Source organism: Aureimonas sp. Leaf427, from assembly GCF_001425485.1.
Lineage (GTDB): Bacteria > Pseudomonadota > Alphaproteobacteria > Rhizobiales > Rhizobiaceae > Plantimonas.
The window spans coordinates 121,404-135,771 of record NZ_LMQW01000012.1 but is presented as its reverse complement, the minus strand read 5'-3'; the positions used below and the strand labels follow the sequence as shown (position 1 = coordinate 135,771).

The 14,368-nt window shown below is 69.1% G+C and carries 13 protein-coding genes; 3 read left to right on the top strand and 10 right to left on the bottom strand.

Annotated elements, in window-relative coordinates; all coding sequences use genetic code 11:
• The first annotated feature begins 170 nt into the window (after positions 1-170).
• Positions 171-2,081 carry a methyl-accepting chemotaxis protein gene (locus ASG62_RS08805; protein WP_056687982.1) on the top strand — a complete coding sequence of 637 codons (1,911 nt, stop codon included), beginning with the start codon at positions 171-173 and terminating at the stop codon, positions 2,079-2,081.
• Between the two features lie 201 nt (positions 2,082-2,282).
• Entirely contained in the window at positions 2,283-3,083 is an 801-nt protein-coding gene (gene iolB / locus ASG62_RS08800; RefSeq protein ID WP_056689333.1) for a 5-deoxy-glucuronate isomerase, read from the top strand.
• A gap of 17 nt (positions 3,084-3,100) precedes the next feature.
• On the opposite strand, the gene ASG62_RS08795 is transcribed toward iolB, so the two are convergent.
• Complete coding sequence (locus tag ASG62_RS08795; RefSeq protein WP_056687979.1) at positions 3,101-4,489, bottom strand: PepSY-associated TM helix domain-containing protein; 1,389 nt, start codon at positions 4,487-4,489, stop codon at positions 3,101-3,103.
• 3 nt (positions 4,490-4,492) lie between these two features.
• Entirely contained in the window at positions 4,493-6,295 is a 1,803-nt protein-coding gene (locus ASG62_RS08790; protein WP_056687976.1) for a PAS domain S-box protein, read from the bottom strand.
• Between the two features lie 174 nt (positions 6,296-6,469).
• Between ASG62_RS08790 and ASG62_RS08785 the strand changes: the two genes are divergently transcribed.
• A complete protein-coding gene (locus tag ASG62_RS08785; protein ID WP_056687974.1) occupies positions 6,470-8,896 on the top strand; it encodes a PAS domain-containing sensor histidine kinase in 2,427 nt (808 codons plus the stop codon).
• A 57-nt stretch (positions 8,897-8,953) separates the two neighbouring features.
• Here the strand turns inward: ASG62_RS08785 and ASG62_RS08780 are convergent, their stop codons facing one another.
• From ASG62_RS08780 to ASG62_RS08745, 8 genes are all read right to left on the bottom strand, one after another.
• Complete coding sequence (locus ASG62_RS08780; RefSeq protein WP_056687970.1) at positions 8,954-9,301, bottom strand: response regulator; 348 nt, start codon at positions 9,299-9,301, stop codon at positions 8,954-8,956.
• Between the two features lie 202 nt (positions 9,302-9,503).
• On the bottom strand, positions 9,504-10,325 hold the full coding sequence (locus ASG62_RS08775; RefSeq protein ID WP_056687968.1) for a bifunctional allantoicase/(S)-ureidoglycine aminohydrolase: 822 nt from the start codon (positions 10,323-10,325) through the stop codon (positions 9,504-9,506).
• Between the two features lie 94 nt (positions 10,326-10,419).
• Positions 10,420-10,878, bottom strand: a complete 459-nt coding sequence (locus ASG62_RS08770; protein ID WP_057180365.1) for a c-type cytochrome — start codon at positions 10,876-10,878, stop codon at positions 10,420-10,422.
• A gap of 11 nt (positions 10,879-10,889) precedes the next feature.
• Complete coding sequence (locus ASG62_RS08765; protein WP_056687961.1) at positions 10,890-11,336, bottom strand: c-type cytochrome; 447 nt, start codon at positions 11,334-11,336, stop codon at positions 10,890-10,892.
• Positions 11,329-11,865, bottom strand: a complete 537-nt coding sequence (locus ASG62_RS08760) for a methylamine dehydrogenase light chain (protein ID WP_056687957.1) — start codon at positions 11,863-11,865, stop codon at positions 11,329-11,331. Before ASG62_RS08760 ends, ASG62_RS08765 begins: the two co-directional genes overlap by 8 nt.
• A 45-nt stretch (positions 11,866-11,910) precedes the next feature.
• Entirely contained in the window at positions 11,911-12,519 is a 609-nt protein-coding gene (locus ASG62_RS08755) for a redoxin domain-containing protein (protein ID WP_056687954.1), read from the bottom strand.
• Positions 12,516-13,082, bottom strand: coding sequence for a MauE/DoxX family redox-associated membrane protein (locus tag ASG62_RS08750; protein WP_056687951.1), 567 nt, complete (start codon positions 13,080-13,082; stop codon positions 12,516-12,518). The genes ASG62_RS08755 and ASG62_RS08750 overlap by 4 nt, the downstream gene beginning before the upstream one ends.
• On the bottom strand, positions 13,079-14,227 hold the full coding sequence (locus tag ASG62_RS08745) for an amine dehydrogenase large subunit (RefSeq protein WP_056687948.1): 1,149 nt from the start codon (positions 14,225-14,227) through the stop codon (positions 13,079-13,081). Before ASG62_RS08745 ends, ASG62_RS08750 begins: the two co-directional genes overlap by 4 nt.
• Between the last annotated feature and the right edge of the window lie 141 nt (positions 14,228-14,368).

Here is a 14,368-nt window from a genome sequence, read left to right as displayed (position 1 = left end):
CCGGCCGGCAGGGGCGGACTGGATCGACGGGGAGCGGGGATCGAGAGGCGGGGGATCAACGAAGGGTGACGAAACGTCATCCATCCTGTTTTCCGGGGCCCGCATCAAACATCCTTTACGTTTCGTCACTATCCTTTCCCCCATCGGCAGCAGAAGGGAATCCACCGGTGATGACAATTCGTCGCAAGATGATCGCGATCGGGCTCTCGGTCTTCCTCCTGTCCGGAGCCACCGCCGGGGCGGGCCTCTGGGTGGCCGACCGGCTGATCGGCGGCGTCGGCGAGGCGCTGGAGGCGGGCACCATCCTTCGCAATCACATGCGCGCCGACATGATGCACGACGCGATGCGCAGCGATGTCCTCGCCGCCATCCTGGCGAACGATCCGGCGACGGGCCTGACGATCGACGACGTCCGCGCGACCATGGCGGACCATGCGGCCGAGTTTCGCCAGGCGGTGGACGACAACCGAAAGCTGGCCGGAGAGGGCGCGATGTCCGCGGCGCTCGCGAAGGTGGAAGGCCCCTTGGCGGACTACATCCAATCGGCCGAAGGCATGGTCGAGACCGCGGCCGGCGACCATGCGGCGGCGATCGGGCGGCTCGGCGCCTTTCAGGAGCAGTTCTCGAGGCTCGAGACCGCGATGGAAGAAGCCGCCGACGAGATCGCCGCGGCGTCGTCCGCGAGCGCTGCCTCGGTCGTCGAGGAAGCCGGGCTCGGCAATCGCCTCATCGTCGGCATGCTCCTTCTCGGCGCCGTCTTCGCGGCGGGTCTGATGCTCTTTGCCGCCCGCGCGATCGTCGGACCGATCCGGCGGCTCGCCGCGGACATGCAGGCTTTGGCGGCGGGGCGGACCGACATCGTCCTCGCCGCGGCCGCGCGGAGCGACGAGATCGGCGAGATCGGCCGCGCCGTCGGCCTCTTCCAGGAGCTCGGCATCCGGCGCGCGGCCGAGGAGGTGCGCGAGGCCGACGAGAAGCGGCGGGGCGAGCGCGACGCGGCCGAGCAGGACCTTTCCGAGCGGACGAAGCAGGCCGACCAGCAGCGCCGGATCGTGGAAAGCCTCGACCGGGGCCTCGGTCGTCTGGCCGAGGGCGATCTGACCGCGCGCATCGACGAGCCGTTCCCGGCCGCCTTCGAGCCCGTGCGCGAGAAGTTCAACGCCAGCGTCGCGCAGCTGGAAACGGTGCTCGGCGCCGTCGTCTCCGGCGTCTCGACGCTCCGCCGGGGCCTCGGCGAGATTTCCACCGCCTCCGACGATCTGTCCCAGCGCACCGAGCAGCAGGCGGCCTCGCTGGAGGAGACCGTCGCGGCGCTCTCCGAGGTGACGCGCGGCATCCATCGCACGGCCGAGGGCGCGGGCCAGGCCCAGCGCTCCGCCGCGACGGCGCAGAAGAATGCCGAGCGCGGCGGCGAGATCGTCGGCCGCGCCATCGCCGCCATGGCCGAGATCGAGGGCTCCTCCGACCAGATCGGCAAGATCATCGGCGTCATCGACGAGATCGCCTTCCAGACGAACCTTCTGGCCCTCAACGCTGGCGTCGAGGCGGCGCGCGCGGGGGAAGCTGGACGCGGCTTCGCCGTCGTCGCGCAGGAGGTGCGGGGCCTCGCCCAGCGCTCGGCGGAGGCGGCCAAGGAGATCAAGGGCCATATCCAGACCTCCTCGGTCCAGGTGGCGGCGGGCGTCGATCTCGTCACCGCCTCCGGCCGGGCGCTCGACGATATCGTCGTCGAGGTCGCGGCCATGGCCGACGTCGTCTCCGGCATCGCCCGGAGCGCGAGCGAACAGGCGCTCAGCTTGAAGGAAGTCTCCACGGCCGCCGACCAGATGGACAAGGTCACGCAGCAAAACGCCGCAATGGTGGAGGAGACGACCGCCGCCGCCCGCACCTTGACCAGCGAGACCGAGGATCTGGCGACGCTCGTGCAGCGCTTCCGCACCACGGCCGCCGCGGCGGCATCTCCCGCGCCCACCCGCCGGGCCCCGACGCGCGGCGCGGCGCAACCCGTCGTCCAGATGCGCGGAACGGGCAGGGGCGGTGCCGCCCCGAAACCGGCTGATGAGACCTGGCAGGACTTCTGACATCGGGAGACTTGGGCGGTCCCGTTAGGGTCCGCCGACCCGGCGGGATGATCGCCGCCGTGCGGCATGCGTCAAACGGAACGAAAAATCTGCGCGTCGGAAAAAAGAGAGGAAAAATTCCAATTTGATTGTCGCTGTCCCGTCCTCCCGCTAAGCTGGCGCGCGAGAAGAGCCGAAGGCTCGCTGATGGGAGGGGCGGACATGCCGCAGCTGAAACTTCGATCGACCGTGACGAGCGGGCTCGTCCATAACGTGACGCCGGAGAGCGCCGGCTGGACCTATGTCGGCTTCGCGCTTCATGGGCTGGCGGCGGGCGAGGTTGCGGGGGCCGAGACCGGCGAGCGCGAGGTCTGCCTCGTCCTCGTCTCCGGCAAGGCGCGCTTCACCGTGGACGGCCGCGACTTCGGCGAGATGGGCGGCCGCATGAGCCCCTTCGAGGGCGCGCCGGATGCGCTCTACGTTCCGATGGGCGCCAGCTGGAAGGCCGAGGCGACGACGCCGGTCGAACTCGCGGTCTGTTCCGCGCCCGGCGGCGAAGGCTTCGAGGCCAGGGCCATTCCCGCCGGCACGCATCCGCAGATGGTTCGCGGCAAGGCCACGAACACGCGGCACGTCACCAACATCATGCCGGAGAACGACGGGGCGGCGCAGTCGCTGCTCGTCGTCGAGGTGATCACGCCGGGCGGCCACACGTCCTCCTATCCGCCGCACAAGCACGACCAGGACGACCTGCCGGTGGAGAGCTACCTGGAGGAGACCTACTACCACCGCTTCAACCCCCCGCAGGGCTTCGCCTTCCAGCGCGTCTACACCGACGACCGCTCGCTCGACGAGGCGATGGCGGTTGAGAACGGCGACGTGGTCCTCGTGCCGAAGGGCTATCATCCGGTGGCCGCGATCCACGGCTATGACGGCTATTATCTGAACGTCATGGCCGGCCCGAGCCGGGCCTGGAAGTTCCACAACGCTCGGGAGCACGAGTGGCTCTTCACAGGAGTCTAAAACGTTCGGGCTGAGCGTCAGCCTCGCGCTTCGGCCGGCGAACCGCGCACGGCGCGTCGCGCCAGCCGGAAGCGAAGCGCATCGACGAGCGCGAAGGCGGCAAGGCTGAGCCCGACCATCGGCAGCGCCCAGCCGAGGATAACCGCGAGCGCCAGCGTCAGCGCCCGCAGGCCCGCGCCGAGATCGAGCCAGCTTTCGGCGAGCGTGCGGCCCGTGCCGCGCGGGCGGCCGCGCCACCAGATGCGGTAGCCGTAGAGGATGGTCGTGGCGAGCGCGAGGCCGAGAGCGGCGAGGACCAGCCGGTTCGCGAGGCCAAAGAGCACGCCCATATGCGCCGCGATCCCCCATTGGATCAGCTTGGCGACGAGGGGAAAGCTTGCAAAATCCGCGCGGTCCGTGATCGCGAGGGAGCGCGGATCGATCGCCAGCGTGTCGACGTCGGTCGGCCAGGATCGGTCGTATTCCCGCACCAGCCAGGCCTGCCCGGGCTTCGGGACGCGGATCTCCACGAAGGCCGATTGCAGCCCTCCGGCGCGCGCGGCGGAGAGGACGCGGTCGAGATCGGTGGCGGGCTCGTGCGGGGCCGGCCCCGGTTCCGGCGCCATGCCGTCCATCCCGTGATGGGCGTGCTCGCCGGCCGGCGCCACCGGTGCCGCGCCGTCGAGGGCGAGCGAGACCGACGGCGTCGTCCAGCCGGTCGCCGATCGCAGCGCGTCGATGCGCCCGCCCGCCCAGCCGGACCACGTGAGGCCGGTCGCCGACAGAAAGAGGAGGCCCGCCGCGATCGTGACGCCGGTCGTTCCATGCCGCCGGCGCACCCGCAGCGCCGGGCTCGGCGCCGGTCGCCAGGCGCGCCGCCATATCCAGAGCGCGATGCCGCCGAGTGCCAGAATCCAGAGCCAGGAGGCGGCCAGCTCGCTGTAGAGGCGGCCGGGTTCGCCGAGAAGCAGGCTGCGATGCATCTCGTCGAGCGCGGTGCGGAAGGGCAGGATGCCGCTGGAGCCGTAGGCGGTCAGATCGCCCCTGATGGCGAGCGTCACGGGATCGACGAAGACGGCCCGGCTCCTGGAAGCCCCGAGCGAGGGGTCCGAGAAGAGGACGCGCGTCGTCGCTCCCTCCTCCGTGGCCGGGCGGATGCCGAGGAGCGGCGTCTCCGGTCCGGCATGGGCGATGGCGGCCTCGGCCTGTTCGGCGAGCGTCCGCGGCGTGCCCAGGCTCTCGGTGCGCAGCGCCCCGCGATAGAGATGGGCCTCGATCTCGGGGGTCGCGGCATAGAGCACGCCCGTCAGCGCGGCAGCGAAGAGGAACGGGCCGACGAGCAGCCCGGCGAAGAGATGGAGACGGGCCACGAATAGCTTGAAGGCCGGCCCCTGCGGCCGGGTGCCGCTCTCTGATCGTCCGGACATGGCTCAGCCTCCCCGCTTGGTCGTTCCCCGGAGGTGGAAGCGCAGCCCGGAGGGCGCGAAATCGACGGTGCCGACGCCCTCGAAATAGGTCGCCACGATCCGCTCCATCAGGCGCGAGCCGAATCCGGTCCGCGTGCGCGGGGCAACCGGCGGGCCGCCGCTCTCGCTCCAGTCGAAGGCGAAGTCGCCCTCCGGCGCCAGCGTCCAGGACACGTGGATGCGGCCCTCGGGCGTCGAGGTCGCGCCGTATTTGGCGGCATTGGTCGCCAGTTCGTGCAGCGCCAGCGCCAGGCCGAGCGACTGCTGCGCCGTCAGCGTCAGCGACGGGCCGGACGTGTGGATCTGCCCGCCCGCCGTCTGGTGCACCTGCAGCGCGCCGTTGACGACGTCGTGGATCTCCGCCTCCTCCCAGCTCGTGCGGAAGAGGATGTCCTGCGCCCGCGACAGCGCCGCGAGACGGCCTGTGATCGCCTTCGAGCCTTCCTCCAGCGAGGGGGCCGAGCGCAGCGTCTGCGAGACGATCGCCTGAACCATGGCGAGCGTGTTCTTCATGCGGTGGGCGACCTCGTGGGCGAGGTCCTCGCGCTGCTCTTCCGAGCGCTTGCGGGCCGTGATGTCGACCGCCGCGCCGGAAAAGCGCACGGGCTTGCCCTGCTCGTCGTGGATGAGGCGGCCGCGCGCCAGAAGCCAGCACACCGAGCCGTCCTCCTGGAAGACGCGATACTCGCTGGTGAACTCCTCGGCCCCGGCGAAGATGCGGGCGAGCTCCGCCTCGAAGGCCGAGACGTCGTCGGGGTGAAAGCGCCGGACATAGGCCTCCAGCGGCGCTCCGCGGGTGGCCTCCTCCGGATCGACGCCGTAGATCCGCGCGAAATGCTCGTCGGCATGGATGAGATCGGTCTCCAGATCCCATTCCCAGGTGCCGATCATGCCGGCCGCGCCGAGCGCGAGGTTGAGCCGTGCCTGGCTGCGCGTCAGCTGCTCCTCGGCATCGCGCGTCTCGGTCACGTCGCGGGAGACCGAGAGCAGCTTTTCCGGCTTGCCGTCGGCGCCCGGAATGGCGGTCACCTGGACGTCCCAGTGGCGCGGATTTCCCCGCATCGTGTTCGCCAGACCCCGGAAGCGGCCGACGCCGCCCGCCTTCGCCGCTTCGATGGCGGCCTTGGCCTGCAGATGGCCCTCGCCGTGCCAGAAGTCGGCCCAGGGGCATCCGGCGATCGCGTTGAAGTCGGAGACCTCCATCACGCGCTGCCCGCCCTCGCTCATGAAGGTGATGTTGGCGTCGAGATCGAGCACCTTGATGCAGTCGTCGGAGGCGGCGAGGACGCTGCGCATGAACTCGGCATCGGCGCGCTGCCGCTCGGCCGCCAGCCGCTGCTCGGTGCGGTCGCGCAGGATCTTGAGGTAGCCGACATGGCGCTCCTCGTCGTCCATCAGCGGCATCATCTCGCCGGAGGCGAAGAAGAGGCTTTCGTCCTTGCGGCGGTGCCAGCGCTCGTCGGTGCCTTTGCCCGCCTCGCGCGCGCCTCGCATCTCGTGCTCCGGCCGGCCTTCGGAGGCGTCTTTCTCGGTGAAGAAGATGCGCGCGGGACGGCCGAGCATCTCCGCCTCCGTCCAGCCGAGAATACGCTCCGCCCCGGTGTTCCAGGAGGTCACGAGCCCGTCGAGATCGAGCGTGATGATGGCGAAGTCGACCGCGCTCTCGACGATGCGCCGGTGAAAGGCCTCGCGGGCCTTGGCCTCGCGCAGCTCCTGCCGCAAGCGGGCGATGGCGTCCCGGTCGTCGTCGGGCTTCGAGATCTGCAAGTTGCGTATTCCCAGCGGATGGACCGAACGTCGGCGCGGGCGGCCGGCCCTCTCGCCGTTTACACCGGCCCCATGCCGCTTGGCAAAGAGTAACAGGTCTTTGGCCCTTTCGCGCCTCTCCCCGTCGAGATAGAGGGATCGGGGACGGGGCGTACGAGCGGGAGGGCACGTGTCATGCTGAGCTTTCTCACGGCTGCGAGCGGCATGGCCGCGAAGATCCGCGATCACGACTGGGCAGCCTCGTCCGTCGGCGCGATGGAGGGTTGGACGCCCTCGGTCAAGGCGATCGTCGGCATCCTTCTCGGTGCGAACCAGCCGATGTTCCTCGCCTTCGGGCCCGAGCGCACGCTTCTCTACAACGACGCCTATGCCCCGATTCTGGGCGCCAAGCATCCGAAGGCCCTCGGCCTGCCCTTCCTCGACGTCTGGTCGGAGATCCGGGAGGATCTCCTGCCGATCGTCGATCGGGCCTATGGCGGCACGCCCGTGCACATGGACGAGATCCGCCTGACCATCGAGCGGCACGGCTATCGCGAGGAGGCCTTTTTCTCCTTCTCCTACACGCCGGTGCGCGGCGAGGGCGGCGCGATCGACGGGTTCCTCTGCGTCTGCAACGAGATCACCGGACAGGTCACGGCCTATCGGCGGCTCGAGGAGAGCGAGGCGGAGCTGCGCTCCAGCGAGGCGCAGTTTCGAACGCTCGCCCAGGCCGTGCCGAACCAGGTCTGGATGGCGACCGACGCCGGCCGGCTCGACTGGTTCAACGACAAGGTCTTCTCCGATACCGGCCTTGCCGCCGGGGACCTGTCCGGAGACGGCTGGACGCGGCTCGTCCACCCCGCCGATCTGCCTGCCGTCGCGGCGAACTGGGCCGCCGCTCTCGCCGCCGTCACGCTCTACGAGAGCGAGCTTCGGCTGCGCATGGCGGACGGCACCTATCGCTGGCACATGAGCCGCGCCGAGCCCGTGCGCAGCGAGGACGGAACGGTGCGCTGGATCGGCACGAATGCCGACATCCACGGCCAGAAGATGGCCCTGTCCGAGATGAACGCCGAGCGCGAGACGCTGGAGCGCGAGATGGAGAAGCGCACGCGCGAGCGCAACCGGCTGTGGGAGAACTCGCAGGACATCTCGATCGTCATCGACCGCGAGGGCGCCTTCCGGGCGGTGAATCCGGCGATGACGAAGACGCTGGGCTGGCTGCCCGAAGAGATGATCGGCCGCCCCGTCTTCGACTTCATACTCGAGGGCGACCTGCCGGCGACGCAGACGGCGCTCGAACAGGCCAATGTCCAAGCCATCGACCCGACGACGGTGCGCTATCGCCACAAGGACGGCAGCTTTCGCTGGATCGCCTGGGTGGCTGCTCCCGAGGACGACCTGATCTTCGCGACCGGGCGTAACGTGACCGGGGAGATGAAGGCGCAGGCCGATCTCGCTCTGGCGCAGGAGGCGCTGCGACAGGCGCAGAAGATGGAGGCAGTCGGCCAACTCACCGGCGGCATCGCGCACGATTTCAACAATATGCTCGCCGTCGTCATCGGCTCGCTCGATCTGCTCGGCCGGCGCATGGAAGGTGCCGACACCCGCACGCGCCGCTATGTCGACAATGCGATGGAGGGTGCCAGACGCGCCGCCACGCTGACGCAGCGCCTTCTGGCCTTCTCCCGCCAGCAGCCCCTCAGCCCCGAGGCGATCGACGCGAACCGGCTGGTCTCCACCATGTCGGACCTCCTGCGCCGCACGCTGAGCGGCGGCATCCGCCTGGAGACGGTCATCGGCGGCGGACTCTGGCGCTGCCATGCCGATCCGAACCAGCTGGAGAACGCCATCCTCAATCTGGCCGTCAACGCGCGGGACGCGATGCCCGACGGCGGTCGGCTGACGATCGAGACGCAGAACGCGTATCTCGACGCGCGATACGTCGCGGGCCATGTCGGCGTCGCCAGCGGCCAATACGTGCTGATCGCCGTGACCGACACGGGCGAGGGCATGGCGCCCGCCATCATCGAGAAGGCCTTCGATCCGTTCTTCACCACCAAGGAGGTGGGCAAGGGCACCGGCCTCGGCCTCAGCCAGGTCTACGGCTTCGTGAAACAGTCGGGCGGGCATGTGAAGATCTATTCCGAGCCCGGCCGCGGCACGACGGTGAAGCTCTACCTGCCGCGTTTCATGGGCGAGGGAGAGGCCGCCGGGGAAATGCCGGGCGAAGAGGCCGAAGCGCAGGCGCCGGCGACCGAGTTCATCCTTGTCGTCGAGGACGACGACCAGGTGCGCCGCATGACGCTCGATGCGCTCCAGGAGCTCGGCTACAAGACGCTGGAGGCGAACGGCGCGGCCGAGGCGCTGCGGCTCCTCGAACTTCATCCCTCGATCGACGTGCTCTTCACCGACATCGTTATGCCCGATATCGACGGGCGCCGCCTCGCCGACGAGGCGCTGCGCCGCCGCCCGGACCTGAAGGTGCTGTTCACGACGGGCTACACGCGCAATGCCGTCGTCCACAACGGCGTTCTCGATTCCAGCGTCGATCTCCTGACCAAGCCGTTCACGGTGGACGAGCTGGCGGACAAGATGCGCGACGTCGTCGAGCGTCCCTGACGCTCCGCGTGGCTCGGAAGGCGCGGACGGTCTGCGCCCCTCTGCCGGATCCGCCGATCAGACGTCGCTGGCGATCTTCTCCAGTGTCTTGGAATCGTAGGGCTTGGGGATCAGCGGCCAGGCGGTCGGCTTGACGTTCACATAGCCCGAGACGAGCACGATCCGAAGCGCCGGCCAGCGCTCGGAAGCGATGGCGGCCAGCTCCGGGCCGGTCATGCCCGGCATGCGGCAGTCGCTGAAGAGCAGCGAGACGTCGTCGCGATCCTCCAGGATCGACAGCGCGGACGCGCCGCTGCCGGCCTCCAGAACCTCGAAGCCCATGTCCTCGAACATGTCCACGGCGTTCATGCGCACCAGCGCTTCGTCGTCCACCACGAGGACGACCTTCCGACCCTCACCGTTCATGCCCGCACTTCCCGGTCCCACATCCATCTGAAAGCCATCCTGGCATCGATGGTTGCAAGAAATCCTGACACTCGTCCCATCTTTGAAGATGCCGCTTCTGTTCGGGAGGATTTGTCGCAGATTTGTCACAAATCCTGATGTTTCCCGTTGGGCGGGACCCGACGCCTGGCCGTCGACCCGTCTTCGCCCCGCCGCCCGTGCCCTACCAGAGCGGCGCGTGCCGGTTCACGTCCTTGTAGAGCAGGTAGCGGAAGGGGCCGGGGCCGCCCGCGTAGCAGGCCTGCGGGCAGAAGGCGCGAAGCCACATGAAGTCGCCGGCCTCGACCTCCACCCAGTCGGCGTTCAGCCGGTAGACCGCCTTGCCCTCCAGCACGTAGAGTCCGTGCTCCATGACGTGGGTCTCCATGAAGGGGATCGTGCCGCCCGGCTGGAAGGTGACGATCGTCACATGCATGTCGTAGCGAAGGTCCTCCGGATCGATGAAGCGCGTCGTCGCCCAGGCGCCGTTCGTGTCGGGCATGGGAGACGGCGCGATGGCGGCTTCGTCGGCGAAGATCGCGTCCGGCGCCTCGAGCCCCTCCACGACCTGGAAGGCCTTGCGAATCCAGTGGAACGTCGCGGGCGCCGTGCCGGTCGCGCGAAGGCTCCAGGCCCGGCCGGCCGGCAGATAGGCGAAACCGCCGGGCTTCAGCTCGTGCGTCCCGCCGTCAAGCGTGATCTCGATCGTGCCTTCCACGACGAAGATCGCGCCTTGCGCCCGCTTGTCCGGCTCCGGCCGGTCGCTGCCGCCGCCCGGCTGAACCTCCATGATGTATTGCGAGAAGGTCTCGGAAAAGCCGGTGAGGGGGCGCGAGAGGATCCAGGCGCGTGTGCCCTCCCAGTGCGGCAGGAAGCTCGTGACGATGTCGCTCATCACGCTTTTCGGGATCACCGCATAGGCCGTCGTGAAGACCGCCTTGCTGGAGAGGAGCTCGGTCTGCCCGGCGAGACCGCCGAGGCCGGAATAATAGCTGCGAGAGGTCATGAGCGGGTTCCGCTTCGGATCAGGACGCCGGTTCCTCTACCCCGCCCGCTCGCCGATGTCGAAAGCCAAGCGCTCCCGGTCCCGGCTTGAACATTTACGGCCAGGGATAGTCCGCCAGCGTGACGCCGTCCTTGGCGAGCCGCGCGACGATGGCGCGGCGGTAAGCGATGAGATCGGGCATCGGCTCGGCCCGGCGCCGCACGACCTCTTCCGTCGTGAAGGGTGCCGGGGCGCCGTCGCTCCAGGCCTCCACGATGTAGTTCAGCACCGCCGCGATTTCGGCATCGGACAGGCTGGAGCCGACGACGCCCGGAACGTGCATCACGTAGGTCCGCCCGGCATCGTCCGCGACGAGCGGTCCGACGAAGCCGGGAAAGGGCGGAATGCCCCCCTCGATCGTGCCGACGCCCTTGGGGCCGTGACAGCCGGAGCATCGCAGGAGGTAGTTGGCCTTGGCCCCGAGTTCGCCCGCCGGCGCCGGGCACGCTGCGAGGAGCGTCGCACCGAGAGCGGCGAGGGCGGCCGGGACGGCGGCGGACAGGCGTCTCGTCATGGCTTCGTCCGTCACTCGCCCCGTCGCAGCGCCCGCAGCGCCTTGTGTGTCGGGGGTGCCGCCTTGGCGGCCGCGATGGCGGCCTCGTCCGGCGCGACCGAGAGGCCGTTCAGCTCTTTGAGGACATAGGTCCCGATGGCGGCGAGTTCGGCATCGGGAATCTCCGTCTGCGGCGGCATGACGAGGCCGACGAAATCGATCCCCTTGGCCGTGATCTTGCCGCTGAGGCCGCCCGCCATGACGCCGGCGAGATAGGTCGGGGCCTTGTCGCCGAGACCGGTCCAGAGCTCCGCGTCGACCAGCGGGGGCGCCAGACCGTCGATGCCGACCCCGCCTTCCCCGTGGCACGCCGCGCAGGTGCCGGCGAAGAGCGCCGCGCCGTCCGCCGCCAGCGCCGGTGCGGCGGACAGGAGGGCCGCGAGGAGACCGAGCGCCGAGGCCGTGTGACGATCAGCCATCGGCGAGACCCACCAGCACGGCGACGGTGCAGTGATAGCCCTTGTCGTCGTTCGCCATGCACCAGTTGATGTCGTTGTAGAGGCCCATCCGGTAGCCCGGCCGCTCTCCCTGGCTGGTGAAGCAGAAGGTGGCGGAGTTCACGTCGGCCTTGCCGCAGCAGTCGTTGTAGGAGACGAGATAGTCCTTCTCGTCCTCGGGATTGCGGCAGGTGCCGACCCAGGCGACCTTGGAGGCCGAGGAGCCGGGCGGGCAGGAGGTCGTCGTGCCGCCGGACGTGTTGCACAGATTGCCGTCGAGCGCGCAGTAGCGCCAGTAGGCGCAGTCGGTCTCGATGTCGGCGTCGGCGCTTTCCGCCGCTTCCGCCCGGCCGGAGCGGTCGAAGGGCAGCATGGGCAGGAGCGTGCCGCCGACGAGGAAGGCGCCGGCTTTCGCCAGGAAGCTGCGTCGGCCGTATTGGCTGGCGGTGCGCCGCGAGCCGGCCTCGGCGGCGCGGTCCATCATGCGCATCAGGCGGTCGATCGGGTTCATGCGTGTCTCTCCGCTGGCGTTGGGGTCGGCTGGCGTTCGTCGGGGTCAGGCGCCTTGAAGGCTCGCGCCCTCGTGCCGGCCGAGAAAGGACTGGATGGAGGCCTCGCCCGTCTCGGCCGCGTTGAAGAGGCTTTCGAGCTGCTCGCGATTGTTGACGAGGCCCTTGGCCCGGACGACGCCCTCGGCATCGATGAGGACGGCGAAGGGAAGGCGCGCCACGCGGTAGGTGATGCCGAGATCGGCCGAGAGGGCGTAGGGGAAGGCCTTCAGGTCCGCCTTCTCGATCAGCGCGCGATGCTTGGCCTCGTCGCCGTCGCTGGCCAGCACCACGTCGAGCCAGCGGCCCTCGCTTTCGCGCACCGATTTGAGGACCGGCAGCATCTTCTTGCAGATCGGGCAGGAGGTGGAGAGGAAGAAGACCAGCGTCGCCCGCGACCGCGGCGTGCCGATCGACACGACGCCGCCGTTGAGGCTCGGCAGGGTGAAGACCGGCGTCGTCTCCCCGATCTTCGGCCCGGATTCGTTGACGAGCGCGCCGACCGGCGAGATGCGCTCGAAGAGCACGCCGATCTGCCGCGCCAGCGCGAAGATCACCGCCATCTGCGCCAGCACCACGATCCACAGGACGATGACGATGAAGGTGAGGGCGCTCATGACGCGGTTCCTTTGCCCGACAGGGACTCGCGAAGAAGCCGGACATGGCCGTCATTGGCGAGAAGCTGTTCGGCGAGCGTGACGAAGAGGAAGAGAAGAAGGCCGGAGGAGACCGCCGCCGCCGCCTCGCCGAGCGAGAGGGCGTTGAAGCCCGTCGCGAGCGGCAGGAGGGCGAGGGCCGCGAGCAGCCCGTTGCGAAGGACGAGACTGACGGAGAGCATCTGCGCCGGACCGCCGCAGCCGCACTCGATGCGCCGGCGTCCGCGCGAGAGGTTGAGCGCGATCCCGCCCGCGTAGAGGAGGAGAAGCCCGAAGGCGAGGGCCGCGCCGAGCCGGACCGTGGCGGGAACGACGAGGAGCGCGATCGCCAGACCTTCCGCCGCCGCCAGCCCCTTGGCCGCGGGCTCGACGAGCCGCTCCGGCAGGATGCGGTAGTCCTCGACATAGCCCTGGAAGCGCACGAGGTCTGAGACCTTGTGGAAGGCGGCGCGCAGGAAGAGGACGACGAGGAGCACCGTCGCCGCCGCCGCCGCCATGGCGAGAAGGCGGGGCTCGGCGCTCATTCGCCCGCCACCACCAGCGGCACGAAGATGCCGACGCTTTCCGCCGTCACCGTCAGCTTGGCCGCGAACTTCGCCTCCGGGTCGATCTCGTAGCGCGTGACGTTGCCCTCTTCGGGGTCGCTGGCGAAGAGCACGGGCGCGGGCCCTTGCGTCACCGCGATCGATTTCACGCCATGGACGGCGGAGCGGTAGAGAACCTTCTTGTCCGCCACCTTGATCGCCCAGATCTCGGTCGCCGCGTCCTTGTGCGAGCCCTCCTTGCCGCCGGGATGCATCGTCACGAAAAGCACGTCATGGGCCGGATTGTAGGCCATGATCTCGACCCCGCCCGGCCGCCAGGAGCCTTCGACGCTCTCGACATAGGAAAACTTGTCGACGAGCTTCGGCGCCTCGCCGGCGTCCGAGACGCGGTAGAGATTGCCGTTGAAGGAGGTGAAGAGGAGATCGGCGCCGACGCGTTCGGCCTGGATGAAGAGGGCGTCCTTGGCGGCGTCGAAGATCGGCGCGCTCTTCTGCGGCGGGGAGGCCTTGCCGTCGGCCGCGACGGTGAAGCTCGCCAGCGTTCCGTCGCCGCAGAGCGTCGTGAACTTCGCGCCCGCGGCGGCCGGGAAGATCGCGAAGCAGCCCGGCGTCGGAACCTCCGCGACGCTCGCCCCGCTCGTGAGATCGACCACCGTGACCGAAGTCGCCGGGGTCGCGTTCTGCACGAAGGCGAACTTGCCGTCGCCGGAGAGGACGAGCGCCGACTTGGCGGGCGCGGTCTGCGCGAACTTTTCGGAGATCGGAATTTCGCGGCGCAGCTTCAGCGTCTCGGTGTCGTACTCCTCCAGCACCGCCTCCGTCGGCCCGCGCACGATGCGCTTGGCATAGGCGGAGGTCAGATAGGCCGTCTTCAGGTCCGGCGAGAAGGTGGCCTGGCCGACGAGGCCGACGCTGATGATGCCCTTCACCGAGAGGTCGTCGGCGGAGAGGACGTTGAGGCGGCTCGATCCTTTCCAGCTCTGGTCGAGCACGAAGATGTTCGGCCCCGGCCGCACCTTGGCTTCGACGCTCAGCTGCTCGGGTTCGAACTCCTCCTGCGCATGGGCCGGTGCGAATGCCGCCGTGCCGAAGGCGAGAGCGAGAAGGACGTTCGAGATCCGCATCGGGTGGCTCCGTGGCTGACAGGAGATCAGGCTATCAACGGGGTTCGCCCCGCACTATCCACCGGAGGCCGCCGATTATGAATAAAAAATAAGCACGCCCTCAAAAGAGGCTTTCCGACGATTGCCTTACGATCTCCCCTA

Bases quoted from the DNA above. Each gene is read 5' to 3' on its own strand.
- ASG62_RS08795 (WP_056687979.1), bottom strand. From the start codon at position 4,489: ATGTCCGGACGATCAGAGAGCGGCACCCGGCCGCAGGGGCCGGCCTTC.
- ASG62_RS08775 (WP_056687968.1), bottom strand. From the start codon at position 10,325: ATGACCTCTCGCAGCTATTATTCCGGCCTCGGCGGTCTCGCCGGGCAG.
- iolB (WP_056689333.1), top strand. From the start codon at position 2,283: ATGCCGCAGCTGAAACTTCGATCGACCGTGACGAGCGGGCTCGTCCAT.
- ASG62_RS08755 (WP_056687954.1), bottom strand. From the start codon at position 12,519: ATGAGCGCCCTCACCTTCATCGTCATCGTCCTGTGGATCGTGGTGCTG.
- ASG62_RS08765 (WP_056687961.1), bottom strand. From the start codon at position 11,336: ATGGCTGATCGTCACACGGCCTCGGCGCTCGGTCTCCTCGCGGCCCTC.
- ASG62_RS08780 (WP_056687970.1), bottom strand. From the start codon at position 9,301: ATGAACGGTGAGGGTCGGAAGGTCGTCCTCGTGGTGGACGACGAAGCG.
- ASG62_RS08805 (WP_056687982.1), top strand. From the start codon at position 171: ATGACAATTCGTCGCAAGATGATCGCGATCGGGCTCTCGGTCTTCCTC.
- ASG62_RS08785 (WP_056687974.1), top strand. From the start codon at position 6,470: ATGCTGAGCTTTCTCACGGCTGCGAGCGGCATGGCCGCGAAGATCCGC.
- ASG62_RS08760 (WP_056687957.1), bottom strand. From the start codon at position 11,865: ATGAACCCGATCGACCGCCTGATGCGCATGATGGACCGCGCCGCCGAG.
- ASG62_RS08770 (WP_057180365.1), bottom strand. From the start codon at position 10,878: ATGACGAGACGCCTGTCCGCCGCCGTCCCGGCCGCCCTCGCCGCTCTC.
- ASG62_RS08750 (WP_056687951.1), bottom strand. From the start codon at position 13,082: ATGAGCGCCGAGCCCCGCCTTCTCGCCATGGCGGCGGCGGCGGCGACG.
- ASG62_RS08745 (WP_056687948.1), bottom strand. From the start codon at position 14,227: ATGCGGATCTCGAACGTCCTTCTCGCTCTCGCCTTCGGCACGGCGGCA.